The sequence below is a fragment of the Bacteroides sp. UBA939 genome, from assembly GCF_002293435.1.
Lineage (GTDB): Bacteria > Bacteroidota > Bacteroidia > Bacteroidales > Bacteroidaceae > Bacteroides.
Window position 1 is genome coordinate 13,553 of record NZ_DBDF01000025.1, and the last position, 17,931, is coordinate 31,483.

Sequence of the window (17,931 nt, forward strand, 5' to 3'; positions counted from 1 at the left end):
AAGAAGAGAACCTGAATAAGAGTACACAGAGAGAGCGACTACGTCGCAGAGAAAAAACGCTGTGCCTCTGTGACTCTGTGTTCTATAAAAAAGAAAAGAACTCTGTGCTTCTCTGTTCAAGGCAGTGCTAAAGAGAACTCTGTACATCCGTGTTTAATTAACCTGCATTATTCATACTGTATTAAAGGAGTTATCACTTCGTTAGTAGTTAAGTAGTTAAAGCCGATACTCCGTGAAGCATATAACATTAGTATCGGCTTTAACTCCTAAGCCAACTTGTTGGCTGTAAACAGAGTGAGGGTAGAATCACTCAAAACCCTGGGAGGGAGAAATAGTCCCGTGGGATGAATGAATGTATTTGCCGCTATGAATAATGCAGGCTAAGTAGGGACTAAATGATAGGCTAAACAGAATCTGTTCATTTGATTACCGGAATAATACCCGCTCCGTATCTGCTCCGTACCAAGTCCGTATCAAGTCCGTCTCTATAGGACACGGAGAAGGTACGGAGCAGACACGGCTTTGATACGGTTTTGATATACACCTCCAACTATATGAGCAGATTCTTCCGACCGTAGAAATATATGGTAAATGTTACTTAAACGCAAGCGTATACGCGTACGTATAACAAGGTGGAATATGCAAGAAATATAAAGGTGTAAGTTAACATCCTTCTGTTATCAACGAAATGTTAAAACTTCGTTCGCCCCGCAAAATTTTATATATTTTCATGTGGTTTTTTATTTTTGATACGTCGTTCTCGAAATGTTTTTTTTAATTTTTAATAATTTATACTTTGATGAACATGAATGTATTATTTAAAATTGTGTTCAGTTTGATTTTGTTGTGCCTCCCATTATGTGGAGTCCACGCTCAGACTGAAAAGGTGACAGTTCATTTGGACAATGTCAATCTCGAAAAGGTGTTCAATGCCATAGAACACCAAACTTCCTACCGGTTTCTTTATAACAAGAACAATGTGGATGCAACACGCCAAGTCAGCATCAACAGTCAGGATGAAGCCCTTTCGTCCGTACTTACCAAGTTGTTTCAAGGATCCGGCATTGCTTATAAGGTTGTAGAGAAACAAATTGTATTAACGGCAGCAAGCGAATCCGACCAACAAAAGGGAAGTACCCGGAAAATAACAGGAGTTGTTAAAGATGGAACGGGAGAACCAATAATTGGAGCGAATATTTTCATTAAGGAAACGGGTAAAGGTACTATTACTAATCTTGATGGTGCTTTTGAACTGGAAGTAGAAGGTAAATCAGTACTTCAGATTTCATCTATCGGCTATGTTACCACATCCGTCACCGTAACCAACCAGTCTAATCTCAATATTGTTCTGAAAGATGATTTCCAGACATTGGACGAAGTTGTTGTGGTAGGGTATGGTACACAGAAAAGAGCCAACCTGACCGGTTCCGTAGCCAATGTGAACAATAAATTGATCGAAAGCCGTCCTATCACTTCCGTATCAGCCGCTTTGCAAGGTTTGCTTCCGGGTGTGACGGTTACTCAACGCAGTGGACAGCCGGGATCGGACAATGGTACAATCCGTGTACGTGGTACCGGTACTTTCAACATATCCGACCCGATGGTTATTGTGGATGGTATGGAATCCAGCATGAACGATATTGATGCCAATGATATCGAGTCTATTTCTGTATTGAAAGACGCAGCTTCTGCCGCTATTTATGGTTCTAAGGCTGCAAACGGCGTTATCTTGATTACTACCAAGCGTGGTAAGGTTGGAACAAGCACGGTAAATTATTCCGGTATGTTTGGCTGGCAGTCTGCTACGGAATTACCGGAATACGCTACTTCCGCAGAATACGCTATGTTGACTAACCGTGCAAATCTGAATACCGGTGGCACTGTCCGTTATACTGATGCTGAGATCGAAAAATTTGCGAATGGTTCTGATCCTTTTAACTATGCCAATACAGATTGGCAAGACCTGTTTTACACAGAATCCGGCTTCCAGACCCAGCATAACATCAACATCAACGGTGGTTCCGAGGCTATGCGCTATATGGCTTCCGTAGGTTATCTGGGACAAGAGGGTATCATCCGTCACGCGGGTAAGGATCAATACAACATACGTATTAACTTGGATGGTAATCCTAAAAAGAATCTTGAAACCTCATTCAGCATGGCATATTCACGCATTGAATTGACGGAACCAACCAATCCGTATGTGGGTGGTGTAGCACAAATCTTCCGCCAAGTGAATATGATTTCTCCTATGGTGCCTTATAAGAAAAAAGATGGTTCTTATGGTACAATTGGTGACGGTAATCCTATTGCGTGGTTGGATAACAACTCCACCAACGACAGAGTACGCCATAGTTTAGACGCTATTGCTTCGATGAAATATTATATCCTTCCGGTATTGTCTGTAAAGGCTATGGGTACTTACAAATTGTACTTTGAAGATCGCCACGAAATGCGTAAAGCACTGAAGTTTACCGATATATGGACACAGGGTGGTGTAGATAAGATGTATGATACAGGTACCACTTACAACCGGGTTGCCGGTGATGTTATTGCCGAATATAAAGACAGTTTCGGTAGCCACAATTTGCAGGCAATGGCTGGTTATCATGCGGAATTGTATAGATACAAAACTACCGAAGCTTATCGTGAAGATTTCCCAAGCCCTATTTTAACAGACTTAAACGCCGGTGGTACAGCTAATTTGAATGCCTCTGGTTATACTCGCGAATTGGCTATGTTGTCATACTTCGGTCGTATCAACTACGACTATGCAGGCAAATACTTGTTTGAAGCTAATGTTCGCTATGATGGTACTTCTCGTTTTGCCCGCGGTAATCGTTGGGGTATGTTCCCATCCGTATCTGCAGGTTGGAGATTCTCTGAAGAAAACTTCTTTGAACCGTTGAAAAACGTTGTAAGTAGTGCCAAACTTCGTGCTTCTTGGGGTCAGTTGGGTAACCAGGATATTGGTCAGGGTTACTATCCCACTGTCTCTACGATGACATTAAGTAATATGGGTTACCCATTCGGTGGAGTGATGCGTCCGGGTGCCGCTACCACAAATGCCGCCAACCGGATGTTGCAATGGGAAAGCACAACTTCATGGGGAATCGGTTTGGACTTCACCTTGTGGAGCAAGCTGAATATGACCGTTGAATACTATGACAAGACCACCAATGACATTTTGATGAGAGTTGCCACTCCTGTTACTTTTGCTTTGGCGAACTTTTATGATAATGTAGGTGAAATGAACAACCGTGGTTTCGAAATCTCGGCAGACTACCGCGAACGTTTCGGGCAAGTGGATGTTACAATAGGTGGTAACATTGCGTTCAACACTAACGAAGTCAGGTCAATGGGTAAAGTAAGGGAACAAATCACTAACAGTAGTGACGGATACAGTTACATCATGCGTGAAGGCGAACCGATTAATAGTTTCTTCGGTTATGCATCAGACGGTTTATTCCAGTCACAAGCAGAAATAGACAACTGGGCTACTTATGATTTCGGTTATAAACCACAAGCGGGTGATATCAAGTATAAAGATGTTAGCGGGCCGGAAGGTAAGCCCGATGGCAAAATCACAACGGCAGACCGCGTAGTATTAGGTTCTTGGGATCCGGGAGTAACATTTGGTTTTAATCTCGGTGCCAACTATAAAGGCTGGGATATCATGGCGTTCTTCCAGGGTGCAACGGACGTATATGGTTATTTGGGTTATGAAGCTGTAGGTTCAATTGGTGGTGATGCTGCCAAGCCTGCCAAGTTGTGGTTGGATAGCTGGACACCGGAAAATACGGGTGCTAAATATCCGCGTGTGACAACTACGTCGAGTGGTACAAGTATGCCACTTACCTGTTCTGATTTCTGGATGCAGGATGCTACCTACGTTCGTCTGAAGAACTTGCAAATCGGTTACACTTTCCCGAAAGCATGGCTGTCCAAGACAGGTATTTCTAATTTGAGACTTTACTACTCAGGTCAGAATATCCTTACTTTCACAGGCTTCCTGAAAGGTTGGGATCCTGAAGCTCCTGCTGGTCGTGGTAACTACTATCCACAGACTCAGGTACATTCATTCGGTTTGAATGTTACATTCTAATTATTAACCTTTTAAAAAGAAATTAATATGAAAAAGTTCATAAAATATTGCTTGCTTATTACAATTTCCGCAGTCTTATCCGGCTGTTCTGAAGATTTCCTGGATAGAGTGCCGGGAGATGCCCTGTCTCCTGCAACATTCTGGCAAACCGAAGCGGATGCTTATTTGGCATTGACAGGTTGCTATCGTCAATTACATAGTCCATATCGCATAGAAGAAATGTGGTATTGGGACTGTACTTCTGATAACCAATATAGTTTTCACATACATGAAAATTATAAACGAATCGCTAATGGTACGATGGACGCTTCCTATACACAAGTTTATAATTATTTTACTTTCCTTGATATCCGTACGTTTAACGAGTATCTGAAAATGGAAAAAAACATTAAATTCTCAGACGACGACGCAGAAAAACCAGAGAAACGTAAACAATATCGCGCTGAAGTGCGTGTGCTTCGTGCCATGAAGTATTTCTGGAAAGTAATGTGCTATGGTGACTTCCCGTTCACGACGACAGAGGTGTTCGAGTCAATCGAAGAATCACTGATTCCTCGTACGTCTAAGAATGAGATTTTGGATTTTATAAAGACAGAGCTGAATGACTGTATCAATGCACTTCCTAAAACGGAGGAAACTGGTCGCATGACAAAAGGTGGTGCTCAGGCATTCTTGACACGTGTATATCTGCTGACCGGCGATTATACCAATGCTGCTTCTACAGCCAAAAAGATCATAGATGAAGGCACATATTCCATGCCGAACTTGACTTATGAAGAGTCGTTCTTGAAAGCCAACCAATATAATTCTGAAGTAATCTTCACGACTGAACATAACTTGTCCGGAAAATATGGCATGTGGTTCGGCGCTTATCTGCCAAATGGCTACGGGGGATGGTCATCCATTGTTCCTACACATAGTTTGGTAGAAGCTTACGAAATGAAGAGCGGTTTGACAACTGCTGAAGACTCGACATTTGATCCTACTAATCCTTACGTGAATCGTGACCCGCGTTTGCGTGCCAGCATTGTTTATCCCGGGCAGGTTTGGGCGACTTATACTGAGGGATTCCCATCTGTTGTTCCGGGAAGCGATGACTATGCTTTGGATGCCAACAACGCCACCCATACCGGTTACAACTTCAAGAAGTTCTATTCCGATTTGAGTGAATATCCGAATGTATGGGATGCCGAACGTAACTTCCCTGTTCTGCGTTATGCAGAAGTGTTGCTGTCGTATGCTGAAGCTAAGATTGAACTAAACCAAATAGACGCTTCCGTATATGAATACATCAACGAAGTGCGCACAAGAGCAGGAATGCCGAATGTAGACCAGACCAGGTATGCAACACAAGAAAAACTGCGTGAATTGGTACGTCGCGAGCGTCAGGTAGAATTTGCTTATGAAGGTCTGCGCCGTTGGGATATCATTCGTTGGGGCATTGCCAAAGATGTACTGAGTAAACCGGTTGTTCGTGTAGAAGGTGAATTGCTGGAAACAAAGAATGCTGAGGGAGACTTTAATGTGAATATCACAGGTACTACCGTAGAAGAAACCCGCACGTTCACAGTAGGCAAAAATGAGGTGTTGCCCGTACCGCAAAGCGTTATTGATGCCAATCCGAATATAACGCAGAATCCTAATTATTAATAACTGTACTTTTAAAGTATCTCGTCATAGTTAGTTTGTACTATAAATGACGAGATACTTAAGAAACTGTTTTGATTTTGCTCAGTATTTTTTTTAGGAGGTTTGTTTGAGGATGTTTTTCTGTTTTTACAAGGAGCATAGCGAGCTACGTAACTAATAAAAACAGGAAGACAGACCCAAAAAAAACTTAGAAGAAGCTGATGAAAATTTAAAAAAGGAAAATCAAAACAGTTTCTTAAGTACTTATAAAAAATAGGAGGGAAGAAATCCGGGTTCTTCCCTTTCTTTTTATAGATTTGTAATCTATTTAAGGTATCTCCATGAAATATGTTAATCTTTGCTTGGGGCTGACATGCTGTTTACTTCTTTACTGGAAAGTAGATACGTATCTTCCATTTCAATTATGCGAATTGGAACATAATAGTCTGTTGGTAATGGATACCTCCACTTGGTGGCAAGCATTGTCTGTTCCGGGAGGGCTGGGAGAATGGATTGGTTTATTCGGAATCCAATTTTTCGCGTTTCCCCACTGGGGAAGCATGGTCTTTCTGTTGCCTGTATGCTTACTTTGGGGAGTATTGGCATTTCTGCTCCATCGTAGCGGGATTACTTCTGTTTGTCTTCCGTTGGCTTTCCTGCCTGTAATATTTCTGGTTCTCTCTCTATACGATAATAATTATTATTGGTCGGGAGCCATCGGATTGACAGCCGCTTTGACTGTGCTATGCTTCGTTTTATATCCTGCCGTTGACAAGCGATGGCGGATAGGATTGTTCCTATTGGGAGCATTGCCGGTGTACCATCTTTTTGGTTCTGTTGTGACGGTATATATTTGCTGTGGACTATTGCTCATGGCAGAACGTCCCTACCGGCTTACATCAGGAGTACCTGTAGCAGTTTTCAGCCTTATATTTGTAGCAGGATGGGGATTGGATTACTGGAGTTACGCCGACTTTTCCCCTTCCTCTTATTATAATCCCATTATGAATGCAATGCCTGTCTATCATTGGCTTGCATGGATAGCACCCGTTTTGTTGATAGCGTTAGTACGCTTTCTCTCCGCAAGAATTAACGCATGGCGGCATGTTACCATTGTATTGGTAAGCGCCGGACTGTGGCTGTTTTGTGCCGGAGGATACCTTATACACGAACACAAGTTCCGCAATACGTCCGACCAGGATTTGTGGCGGTTAAATCATTATGCATTCACCGAAGAGTGGGACAAGATACTTGATTTCTTTTCCACAGTTCCTCTAACTAATCAACTCTATATGAATTACGCCAACTTGGCCTTAGCCAATAAAGGTATGCTGGGCGACTATGCTTTTCACTTCCAGCCTATGGGAGTGCAAGCATTGTTGGTAAACGTTAACAATACAAACACGATACGCAAACTGGCAAGCGATGTAAATTACACCGTAGGATGTATGGGCGAAGCCCAACAGCATGCTTTTGAAGCATTGACTACTTCTTCTCACATGATGGGAGTACAGCCTCTCATGAGACTGATAAAAACGAACTTAGTCTACGGACATTATGCCGTTGCGGAGAAATATCTGTCTTTTATGGAAAAAACGCTTTTTTACAAGGATTGGGCTGCCAAATACCGCACATTCCTTTATAACGACAAAGCAGTACAGGAAGATCCGGAATTAGGCGGAAAAAGACGCGGGCTTAGCCGGACAAACAGGCTCGCCATGTTTTACGGATGGATACCTGAACTGGAAGATATCGTAGAAGCCAATCCGGAAAACCATACGGCCATGACTTATATGGGGCTGTCTTATTTGCTCAATAAAGACATGGAAGGATTCCATAAGTTTCTGGACAAGTATTATGGAAGCCAAGGGCTGAAGGTGTTGCCGGTTTCTTTCCAGCAAGCGGTCATTGCAATCTTCCAGCAGGAACGGGAGCAATGGGACAGGTATCATCTTTCGCCGAAAGTGATAGAACAGTATGATCAATACAAAGTACTTTTTGTAAATAACCGGAATAACCCTAACCGGAAAAATGTGATGGCACGTGCTTTTAGCAATACATTTTGGTATTATTTGATGTTCGTTTAAAATAAGAGAAGTTACAATGAGACATACATGGATTTATGGTTTATGTTTATTGCTGGCAGCATGTCAGTCCAATATACAAGTAACGGAACAGTCGGACATAGTGTCTCCTATGGAACGGGAATATGCCGATATGGTTATTCCCTGTAATATTGCCCCCCTTAATTTCTTTTTGGGTATAGATGATTGTGAAGCCATAATTCTGATATATGGCAACCACCGGGTGACTGCTTTGTGTGATAAGGGAGCAGCCATTCCCGATGTGGATGAATGGAAAAAATTGTTGTCGGTGGCAAAGGGAGAGCGGGTGCAGGTGTTGCACTGCCTGAAGACAGAACAAGGATGGAAGGCATATCGGCCATTCTATATTAGGGTATCGGCAGATACTATCGACCCGTATCTGGTGTATCGTCTTATCCCCCCCGGTTACGAGATATGGAACGAAATGGGCATTTACCAGCGAAACCTGGAAACGTTTGAGGAAAAGCCATTGCTGACCAATAAACAAACAGGGATGAACTGTATGAACTGCCATTCTTTCTGTAACTATGAACCGGATAAGATGATGCTCCATTTGCGTGCTAACCACGCCGGCACTTTACTGATAAACGGGGACAGCAAAACCAAACTGGACACTCGCACAGAACAGACAATTGCACCATTGGTTTATCCTTACTGGCATCCTGGCGGAAAATATATCGCATACTCTGTGAATGATACCAAACAACTGTTTCATACCAATCATCAAAACAGGATAGAAGTAATGGATTTGGCTTCGGACGTAGTGGTATACGATGTGGAAAAGAATCGTTTGCTCACTACTCCGCCCCTGTTCAGTGAAGAACGCTTTGAAACTTTTCCGGCTTTCTCTCCCGACGGTAGCAAACTTTATTTTTGTACGGCGGCGCGCATGTCAATGCCTGACGAATACAATAAAGTAAGATACAGCTTGTGCAGCATTGAGTTTAATGAAGCAAAAGGAACTTTCGGTCAAACTGTAGATACCTTATTTCAGGCAGATGTCCAGGGTAAAAGTGCGTCTTTCCCTCGTGTTTCACCGGATGGGCGTTTCCTTATGATGACCTTGTCGGAATATGGCAACTTTTCGATATGGCATCAGGAGGCAGACCTTTGGATGATTGATTTGATTTCCGGGGAATTAAAATATCCGGATGCGTTGAACAGTTCTTCTGTAGAGAGTTACCATTGCTGGAGTAGTAATAGCCGGTGGGTAGTATTCAGTAGTCGCAGGGGAGATGGACTTTATACACGTCCTTACATCTCTTATGTGGATGCCGAAGGTACAACCCATAAACCGTTTGTGCTTCCGCAGCAACAGGGTGATTACTATCAGCGTTCTCTTTACTCTTACAACATTCCGGAATTCGTAAAAGACAAGGTGAAGGTTTCCGGACAACAGTTAGCGGAAGAGGCGATAAAAAAGGAAGCTCTCAAAGTTGGGCCATTATTGACTACGCCTTGACTTGTTCATATTGTAGTGGTTAAACTTTGTCGGTAGTTAGCAGTCAAAGTAGTTATCACTTCACTCAAAAGAGACTTATTAATCTTTATAATAAATATATTAAATGAGAACCATGAAATTAAAAAACTTCTTACCACTTTTGTTATTACTCCTTCTGCCTGCCTGTGTGCAAGCAAGTGAAAAACACCGCTTTGAGATAAAAGACGGCCAGTTCGTCTACGACGGCAAACCTACACGGATAATTTCGGGCGAGATGCATTATGCACGTATTCCGCACCAATATTGGCGTCACCGCATGAAGATGTTGAAAGCTATGGGCTTGAATGCCGTTGCTACTTACGTATTCTGGAACTTCCACGAACCCGAACCCGGTAAATGGGATTTCACCGGCGACCGGAACCTGGCGGAATATATAAGAATAGCCGGCGAAGAAGGCTTGATGGTGATACTCCGTCCCGGCCCTTACGTATGTGCCGAGTGGGAATTCGGAGGATATCCCTGGTGGCTTCAGAATGTAGAAGGACTTGAGCTGAGGCGCGATAACGAACAATTCCTGAAATATACGCGTCTGTACATAGATAGATTGTATAAGGAAGTGAGCAAATTGCAAATCACCCAGGGCGGTCCTATTATTATGGTGCAGGCTGAAAATGAATTCGGCTCCTACGTGGCGCAACGCAAGGATATTCCACTGGAAGAACACCGTGCTTACAACGCCAAGATTGTGCAACAGTTGAAGGACGCCGGTTTCGATGTTCCCATGTTTACTTCGGATGGCAGCTGGTTGTTCGAGGGTGGTTCGGTGCCCGGCGCATTGCCCACTGCCAATGGAGAAGGAAACATCGAGAACCTGAAAAAGGTAGTGAACGAATACAATAACGGACAAGGCCCGTATATGGTAGCAGAGTTCTATCCCGGCTGGTTGGCTCATTGGGTGGAACCGCATCCGCAGGTTAGTGCATCCAGAATTGCCCGCCAAACGGAGAAGTACCTCCAAAACGATGTGTCGATTAACTACTACATGGTTCATGGAGGAACAAACTTCGGCTTCACCAGCGGCGCTAACTATGATAAGAATCGCGATATACAGCCCGACTTGACCAGTTACGACTACGACGCCCCTATCAGCGAGGCGGGATGGGCTACACCTAAATACGACTCTCTGCGCAGCGTGATAAAGAAGTATGTGAATTATCCCATTCCTGAAATCCCTGCACGCACGCCGGTGATAGAAATCCCTTCCATTAAGTTAACCAAGATTGCTAATTTGTTCGCGGCTTTGGAATCGCAAAATCCGGTGGAGAATGACCGTCCGGCCACTTTCGAAGAACTGAACCAAGGCAATGGCTATATATTGTATAAAAAGCACTTCAATCAGGGAATTGAAGGAAAGCTTGTGGTGGAAGGTTTGCGCGACTATGCGCTGGTCTATGTGGACGGAGAGAAAGTAGGTGAACTGAACAGAAATACCAAAAGCTACTCCATTGACATCAATATACCTTGGAACAGTACGCTGGAAATTCTTGTGGAGAACATGGGGCGGATAAATTACGGTTCGGAAATTATTCATAATAAGAAAGGTATTATCAGTCCGGTGAAGATCAATGATAATATCATTGAAGGCGGATGGCAAATGTACCGGTTGCCTATGGACAAGACGCCGGACTTGGCTAAGATGCCTCAGGCTACCGTCCATGATAATGTAGAGGGCGCTACCGGAAGAAACCTATTGGGAAAACCTGCCATTTACAAGGGTACATTCAGTTTGGCTGAAACCGGTGATACTTTCCTCGATATGGAAGATTGGGGTAAGGGAATTGTCTTTGTAAACGGTGTGAACATAGGTCGTTACTGGAAGGTTGGTCCTCAACAGACTTTGTACATTCCGGGCGTTTGGCTGAAAAAGGGAGATAATGAAATCGTTATTTTCGAGCAGCAGAATGATAAGCTCCATACTACGGTGAGTGCAACAACGGTTCCGGTATTGACCAAACTGAAGATTGAGAAATAATGCAAAAGGAGTTTCCCTGCATTATTCATTCCGTAGATTAAAGCATCGGAATTCATCTCACGGGACGAAGAAATTCATTCCGTGAGATGAAAAAATCCGTCCCATGAGACAGTTCTTTTCTTCTCATGGGACGGATTTTTTCTTTTCGTGAACTTAATATACTTATCTGCAATAATGCTCCTGAATGATAAGTTAGCGGTGAGAATGGGTACGCGGACGACGCGTATCCATTCTCACCGCTAATAATCATTCAGGAGCATTATTGCAAATACACATTACTTCTTTCCCGATACAACAATTCTGAATTTACTGAAACTGCCGTCGTCAAAGTGTACACTTTCCTCCTTCTCATACTTGATTGGCACTGTCAGTTTCAGCAAATCTATGATTTTATCAAACGACTCGTCCTGGAATGTGGCACGATAAGGCTGGCGGAAAATATCCTCGTCTGCCATTACTATATCTACATTGAAAGTCCTGCCGATTCTTTTGAATACGTTAGCCAACGGCTCGTCTCTGAAAGCCAGAATGCCGTCTTTCCACAATAGCCATTGGGAAGCGTCGGTTGTGGTTCTGTTATACCGTGCCGACAGGTTGTTGTAAACCAGGCGCTGGTTGGGCAACAGCCTCAGGTTCTGTTTCTCACTTATATTCACATTCAGGGCGCCTTCCACCAGAGTTACTGCTGTAATGGTATCGGTTGCGTACGATTCAACATTGAATTGCGTGCCGGTAGCCACTACCGTCATATTCTTGGTGTTTACAATAAACGGATGCTTTTCGTCCGATTGTACTTTGAAGAATGCTTCTCCCGTTAAGTACAATTGCCGGGTATCATTATCGGAGAAGTTCACCGGATACCGCAGTTTGCTTCCGGAGTTCAACCAGACAATAGATCCGTCCGGAAGTTCTACTTTAGAGGAAGTACCCCAGGGGGAAGTAATCTCCTGAGTGACGAGTACTTCATCTGCCAGGACATTGTAGTCCCACCATAAATAGGCAGCCCCAAACAAAAGGGGCAAGAGAATAACTCCTGCAATCCGTTGCCACCATAACAGGATTTCCTTTTTCTGAAACTTTGCGGTTCTTCCTATTACTTTAACCATGGCACGGTCTACATCAATATCTTCGGGACGGAATGCCGGAGAGGATGCGTGCATGATATTCCTCATTCCTTCAAAATAGGCTTTATTTTCAATACTGTCGTTTACCCACTGCATTAAATAATCCTTTTCTTCTTCTGTCATTTCCCCGGAGAAGCATTTTCCTATTATTTCATCAATATCTATCATATATTGTTCGTCTTCCATATCTTCTACACCTTAAAAAATTATATGTTATCATCTCCCATTATCATACAACGACGTATCTCTGCTTATAATCCACAATCGTTTAAGTTTTATTAAGTATATAACAATGCTAAAATCAATGGGAGAAAGTCTTTCAAGTACAATTTCAGTAGCCCTATAGCCTTTCCTATACGTACTTCTACCGTACGTTCGGACACTTCGAGCTGTTGGGCTATCTCTTTGTATTTCATGCCATTCAAACGGCTCATGACAAAAACCAATTTACATTCTTTAGGTAATTTATTCAGGGCGTTCTCCAAATTATCGTGTAAATCGGAATAAAGAATGTAGTCTCCGGTATTCATACTGCCATAATTACCATACGTATTCATATACTTCTCATACTCCCGAACGCTTTGGCTGTGACGTATTTCATCAATGCAAGCGTTTTGCACAGACCGAAGAAGGTATGATTTCAAGGACGTTCCGATATTCAACGTATTTCTATCTTCCCATAGTTGGGTAAAAATATTCTGAACGATATCTTCGCAAAGAGACCGGTCAGGCAGGAGAGTACCTCCAAAAAGTACTAAATCCCTATAGTACTTCTTGAATAATAAAGAAAAAGCTTCTTTGTCTCCGTTTTTTAGTTCTGCCAATAGACAAGACTCTTGCTGCATAATTATCTAATGTATTTTCCGCCAAATTTACTAAATTTCCCTCTATAATTATAATTATCGTTTTAAGTAATTGCAGAATTAGCAGAATAAATTGTAAATAATGCGAATCAGGAGTTAAAGGAGTTATCGCTTCGCTCAGGAGTTAAAGGAATTAAAGCCGACACTCCGTTTATGCGTTAACTTTGCATAGCCCTACGTATTAATAGCTCCGCAAGCCGGGCAACGCCCTTTCTTTTTTAGCTTTTGTCCGCAATGCCCGCAACGGTAACGATAGGCAGCGAGCGTGGCGCGTTTTTTCAGGAAAATCCAAACAAATGCGGCAAAGAAACCATAACCGATATATATCTGTGTAGTGAATATAAAGAAGAAATAACAGAAGATACAACATGAAGCCAATCCCAGCAGGTAGAATATAGCGGCGGCAGGCTGTAGTTGGCGGAATAAGTCGTCGAGCACCGCCAATAGTATAATTATAAACAACCAGATACTCAGCAGAAAGACAGAAAGAATGAATGGGACCTTGAAAGGTGAAAGAGTAGGATTGAAGTAAAAATGTTCCCACGTTTCGGGCGCGAAGACTTGCACGGACTCGTACACCATAGCGCTAAACGCCATCAGCAGGCAGAGAAACAACGGGTATGCACTGTCAATGTCATTGAAATAAACCATCTTCAACTGCTTGCGGCGGAACTGGCGGAAAACCCAGACGCCGATAAATAAGGCGAAAATGATAACGAAATACGAAGCGTGCGTATCACTGAACAAATAAATGGATTGTGAAATACTGTCCGTAGGAACAAAAGATTGCATCATTTCCCGTTCACTAATCCAGCCCTGTATCTCTTGGGAATGTGCCAGTTTCACCCAAATACTATCTACGCTGTCTACCGGGTAGACGGCAAACTCGGCTACCACAACACGGTCTCCTTTATAAAGGGTTTCATAACAGTCTTTCACCGGCAGGCAGGCAAGAACGACGGAATCAGTCACCACCTCCAGATTCCTGTTCAGAGTATAGTGCCGTTCGTACAGATAGGTTAAAGAATCGCGGGTCGCATTGCTCATCCCTTCGACATCCAGGTTGGGACGGGAGTAACGGCAGGAGGCAAAAAGGAAGCAAAGCAGTAAGGAGATACCAATCAAGGCGGATATACGCCGATAATCCGTTCTTCTTGCTTTACGTAGATCTGCGTAAGGCTGCGCTTCGAGATAATCTGCGCAGGGCTGCGCTTCCAAATAATAGTTCCTTTCCTTAGTCTGCATACACTTTCATCTGACAATTCTTACAATCAAATTCCAGGCGGAAACGTTTACCGTCAGTCGCCGACAAATAGTATGGCTCCCGGTAAGGCGAACGCCCTTTCCCGTAAGTCGGGCACCAACCCATACTGTACCGCAGGCAATGTTTGCAGAACATCAATACGGCATCCGGTACAGGTTGCTTTTCGTAGGCGGGGGCCACGGAAGTAACTCCGTGGTCATTATAGAAAGAAGCGGCACGGGTATTCATCACGTTGCCGAGATAGGTCAATGAGGTAGTCGAAGCTTCTGACTGGTGCGCGGTATCTCTCCAAACAGCCAACTCCCGGCGGTAATTAATTCTACGAACAACAATTAGCCTCTCTATCACCTGGCGCCGCCAATCCGTTAACACCGAAGCGGGTATAAACCAATCAGAAGTTTCCACCCTGCACTCCAACATCTCGAATGGAGTATTCCCCAACTTAGCCAGCCGGGCGCGGAGACTGTCAATTTGCGGGGTGCGGGCAAGCTCTTTCTCGTAAGGGAAAGAGATCGTCACGCTGTTATCATCCTCATCCGTGGCAGTCAAGGCGAAACCAAATGAGGTATCGGCAAGCAATAACGTCACACCGATTTTACGTTCGGAAGACTTATGAGCCAGCAATTTCTCAAATTCCTGGTCGAAGTTACGATAAAGCAATGTACGCGGGCGAATGCGTGATATCTCTCCCGCCGGATAAAGCTTATTTCCGTCTACACGGTTTATCCGAAACCCTTGCAAGTGTCCCTGCTCGTCAAGGTAACAGACTCCATCTCCGTTATTGAAAGATTTCAGCCCGGCCACCGTGAGGTATTTGTCCCGTTGTTCTTTCATGGTTCCCATCTCCTCGCCAAGTGATTTGGGAGTATCGAATGAGGAGATTTCATTCGTGCGCCCGCGCAGGAAGTAATGGGTAAATCCCCGGCTGAAACTTTTATCCAACTGTGGACGGAAAGTATAATGACATGTACCGGAAGAAGCGCGCGCGTATTCTTTGCGGCGAGCGAAGATGGCGTCCAACTTCCGGCGGTAAGCGGCGGTTACGTTCTTTACATAAGAAACATCTTTTAAACGGCCTTCTATTTTAAGTGAAGTAGCGCCCGCATCGAGCAATTCTTCCAGAACTTCGCTCCGGTTAAGGTCTTTGAGTGAAAGCAGATGTTTGTCGCGTACGATTGTTTTCCCGTCCGCATCCGTAAGGTTGAAAGGCAAACGGCAAAACTGGGCGCACTCGCCCCGGTTGGCGCTGCGGCCAAAGCATGCCTGGCTCACGTAGCACTGTCCGCTGTAACTCACGCAAAGCGCCCCGTGTACAAAGACTTCCAGCGGCACATCCGGGCACGACTCGTGAATACCGTGTATCTCTTGCAAGGAAAGTTCGCGCGCCAGCACCACTTGCCTGAAACCGGCTTCGGAGAGGAAACGGACTTTCGCGGGTGTACGGTTATCCATCTGTGTGCTGGCATGAAGCGGGATAGGCGGTAAGTTCAGACGGGTAATTCCCATATCCTGAATAATCAGCGCATCAACTCCCGCACGGTATAAATCCCAAATCATCTTTTCCGTATCGTCCAATTCTTCTTCCTTAAGAATGGTATTGACGGCTACGTAGATGCGGGCGTTATACAAATGGGCATGGGCAACTAACGCGGCTATATCTTCCGGGGAGTTACCGGCTGCGGCGCGCGCGCCAAATCTGGGCGCACCTATATATACAGCATCTGCACCATGATTAATAGCCTCTATGCCACATTCCAGGTTCCGGGCAGGAGCCAACAGTTCTATTTTCCGTTGCTTTATCATAATTATCCGGCAACTTCCTTATTTAATATCATCAATATTATAAGGAGTTTCCTGATATACAAAGTAATTCAACCAGTTAGAGAATAGCAGGTTGGCATGAGCGCGCCAACGTACCGAAACACCTTTCTCCGGATTATCGTCCACATAATAATTACGGGGAACTTCAATAGGCAGCCCCTTGTCTACGTCTCTGCGATACTCCGTGTCCAGCGTCAGCGGAGAGTATTCCGAATGTCCGGTTACAAAGAACTCACGACCGCCACGCGCCACCGCCATATAAACGCCCGCATCTTCCGATTCGGAAAGCAAAGTCAGTTCGGGTACTTTCAGAATATCTTCTTTCCGTATTTCCGTATGCCGGCTATGGGGAACATGGAACCTGTCATCGAAACCACGGAAAATAGGGTGCAACGGTTCGAGCGAACGGTGTTGAAACACACCGAACATCTTTTTCTCCAACGCATACTTCGGTACTCCATAATGATGGTAAAGTCCCGCCTGCGCCGCCCAGCAAATATAAAGGGTGGATGTGACGTGCGTACGCGCCCAATTGAAAATCTCCATCATCTCATCCCAATAAGTAACTTCCTCGAACTCCATTTGTTCTACGGGCGCGCCGGTTATAATCATACCGTCGTACTTCCCTCCGCGCATGTGCTCAAAGTCGGTATAAAACGTCTGCATGTGTTCCACCGGTGTATTCTTCGACGTATGACTTTTGATTTTCATAAACGAGATTTCCACCTGAAGCGGTGTATTAGAGAGTAGACGCACCAAGTCCGTTTCCGTAGTAATTTTCAGAGGCATCAAGTTCAGGATAACGATACGCAGCGGACGGATATCCTGTTGAGTGGCGCGCGAGTTGTCAATAACAAATATATTCTCTTCTTTCAGCAACTCTATCGCCGGCAGTTTATCGGGTAAGTTTAATGGCATAATTTATCAAAGAATCTAGTTATTAAAGTACAAAGGTACGTGATAATTTTGGAATCTCCTGCGAAAGAACTAAAATGTAAGGTAAAACCCGTAAATAAGGGTTTAAAATCAGGTGGGAGTGGATACGCGGACGACCCGTAGAATGGGTAAATTCATGTCACAATCATTGCCGTCCTCATACCTACCCGCCTCTACCTATGTTATTTCAGGGGTTCACCGCCTTCACACACCTCTGTAATTCCCTTATTCATCGTGCATAACGGGTGAAATCACCCTGCAAAAAGTGCCCATTTCAGGGCTTCACCGCTTTCACCTTGGCATTACAATAATATTATAATGAGAATAGCAATAGTATTATAATGAAATAACATAATCCGGAGAATCAACCGTTACGATACTCCGTGAGAGATATAGCAGGAATATCGTGCTAAATCACCGGACGGAACAACGGTCAACTCCAGTTGTCCGATCAGCCGACTACAGTCGGCCGATCGGACAACTGGAGTCGGCTTATCGGACAACTGTAGTCGGCCGCTTAACCGACTGTGTGCTAATCCGTTTGTAGTATATATGAGAGGTTTAGCGGAGCGAAGCAGTGATTAGGGATTAAGTAGTTAGTAGTAAGTAGT

General features: G+C 44.1%; 10 protein-coding genes. 5 read left to right on the top strand and 5 right to left on the bottom strand.

Going from position 1 to position 17,931, the window contains the following annotated elements:
* The first annotated feature begins 805 nt into the window (after positions 1-805).
* The 5 genes from B2Z67_RS01755 (at position 806) to B2Z67_RS01775 (ending at position 11,312) form a co-directional block, all read left to right on the top strand.
* Positions 806-4,105: a TonB-dependent receptor gene (locus B2Z67_RS01755; RefSeq protein WP_291528099.1), complete on the top strand. Its 3,300-nt coding sequence runs from the start codon at positions 806-808 to the stop codon at positions 4,103-4,105.
* 27 nt (positions 4,106-4,132) lie between these two features.
* Positions 4,133-5,755: a RagB/SusD family nutrient uptake outer membrane protein gene (locus tag B2Z67_RS01760; protein WP_291528100.1), complete on the top strand. Its 1,623-nt coding sequence runs from the start codon at positions 4,133-4,135 to the stop codon at positions 5,753-5,755.
* A gap of 320 nt (positions 5,756-6,075) precedes the next feature.
* On the top strand, positions 6,076-7,821 hold the full coding sequence (locus B2Z67_RS01765; protein WP_291528101.1) for a DUF6057 family protein: 1,746 nt from the start codon (positions 6,076-6,078) through the stop codon (positions 7,819-7,821).
* 16 nt (positions 7,822-7,837) lie between these two features.
* Positions 7,838-9,301 (top strand): TolB family protein, encoded by a 1,464-nt coding sequence (locus tag B2Z67_RS01770; RefSeq protein WP_291528102.1) that lies wholly within the window; start codon positions 7,838-7,840, stop codon positions 9,299-9,301.
* Positions 9,302-9,413: 112 nt separating this feature from the next.
* Positions 9,414-11,312 (top strand): glycoside hydrolase family 35 protein, encoded by a 1,899-nt coding sequence (locus B2Z67_RS01775; RefSeq protein WP_291528103.1) that lies wholly within the window; start codon positions 9,414-9,416, stop codon positions 11,310-11,312.
* Between the two features lie 275 nt (positions 11,313-11,587).
* On the opposite strand, the gene B2Z67_RS01780 is transcribed toward B2Z67_RS01775, so the two are convergent.
* From B2Z67_RS01780 to metA, 5 genes are all read right to left on the bottom strand, one after another.
* Positions 11,588-12,622, bottom strand: a complete 1,035-nt coding sequence (locus tag B2Z67_RS01780) for a FecR family protein (RefSeq protein ID WP_291528104.1) — start codon at positions 12,620-12,622, stop codon at positions 11,588-11,590.
* A gap of 92 nt (positions 12,623-12,714) precedes the next feature.
* Positions 12,715-13,260, bottom strand: coding sequence for an RNA polymerase sigma-70 factor (locus tag B2Z67_RS01785; protein ID WP_291528105.1), 546 nt, complete (start codon positions 13,258-13,260; stop codon positions 12,715-12,717).
* Between the two features lie 213 nt (positions 13,261-13,473).
* On the bottom strand, positions 13,474-14,544 hold the full coding sequence (locus B2Z67_RS01790; RefSeq protein ID WP_291528106.1) for a zinc ribbon domain-containing protein: 1,071 nt from the start codon (positions 14,542-14,544) through the stop codon (positions 13,474-13,476).
* Entirely contained in the window at positions 14,534-16,366 is a 1,833-nt protein-coding gene (locus tag B2Z67_RS01795; protein WP_291528107.1) for a peptidase U32 family protein, read from the bottom strand. Before B2Z67_RS01795 ends, B2Z67_RS01790 begins: the two co-directional genes overlap by 11 nt.
* 18 nt (positions 16,367-16,384) lie before the next feature.
* Positions 16,385-17,302, bottom strand: coding sequence for a homoserine O-acetyltransferase MetA (gene metA / locus B2Z67_RS01800; protein ID WP_291528108.1), 918 nt, complete (start codon positions 17,300-17,302; stop codon positions 16,385-16,387).
* Positions 17,303-17,931: the final 629 nt, after the last annotated feature.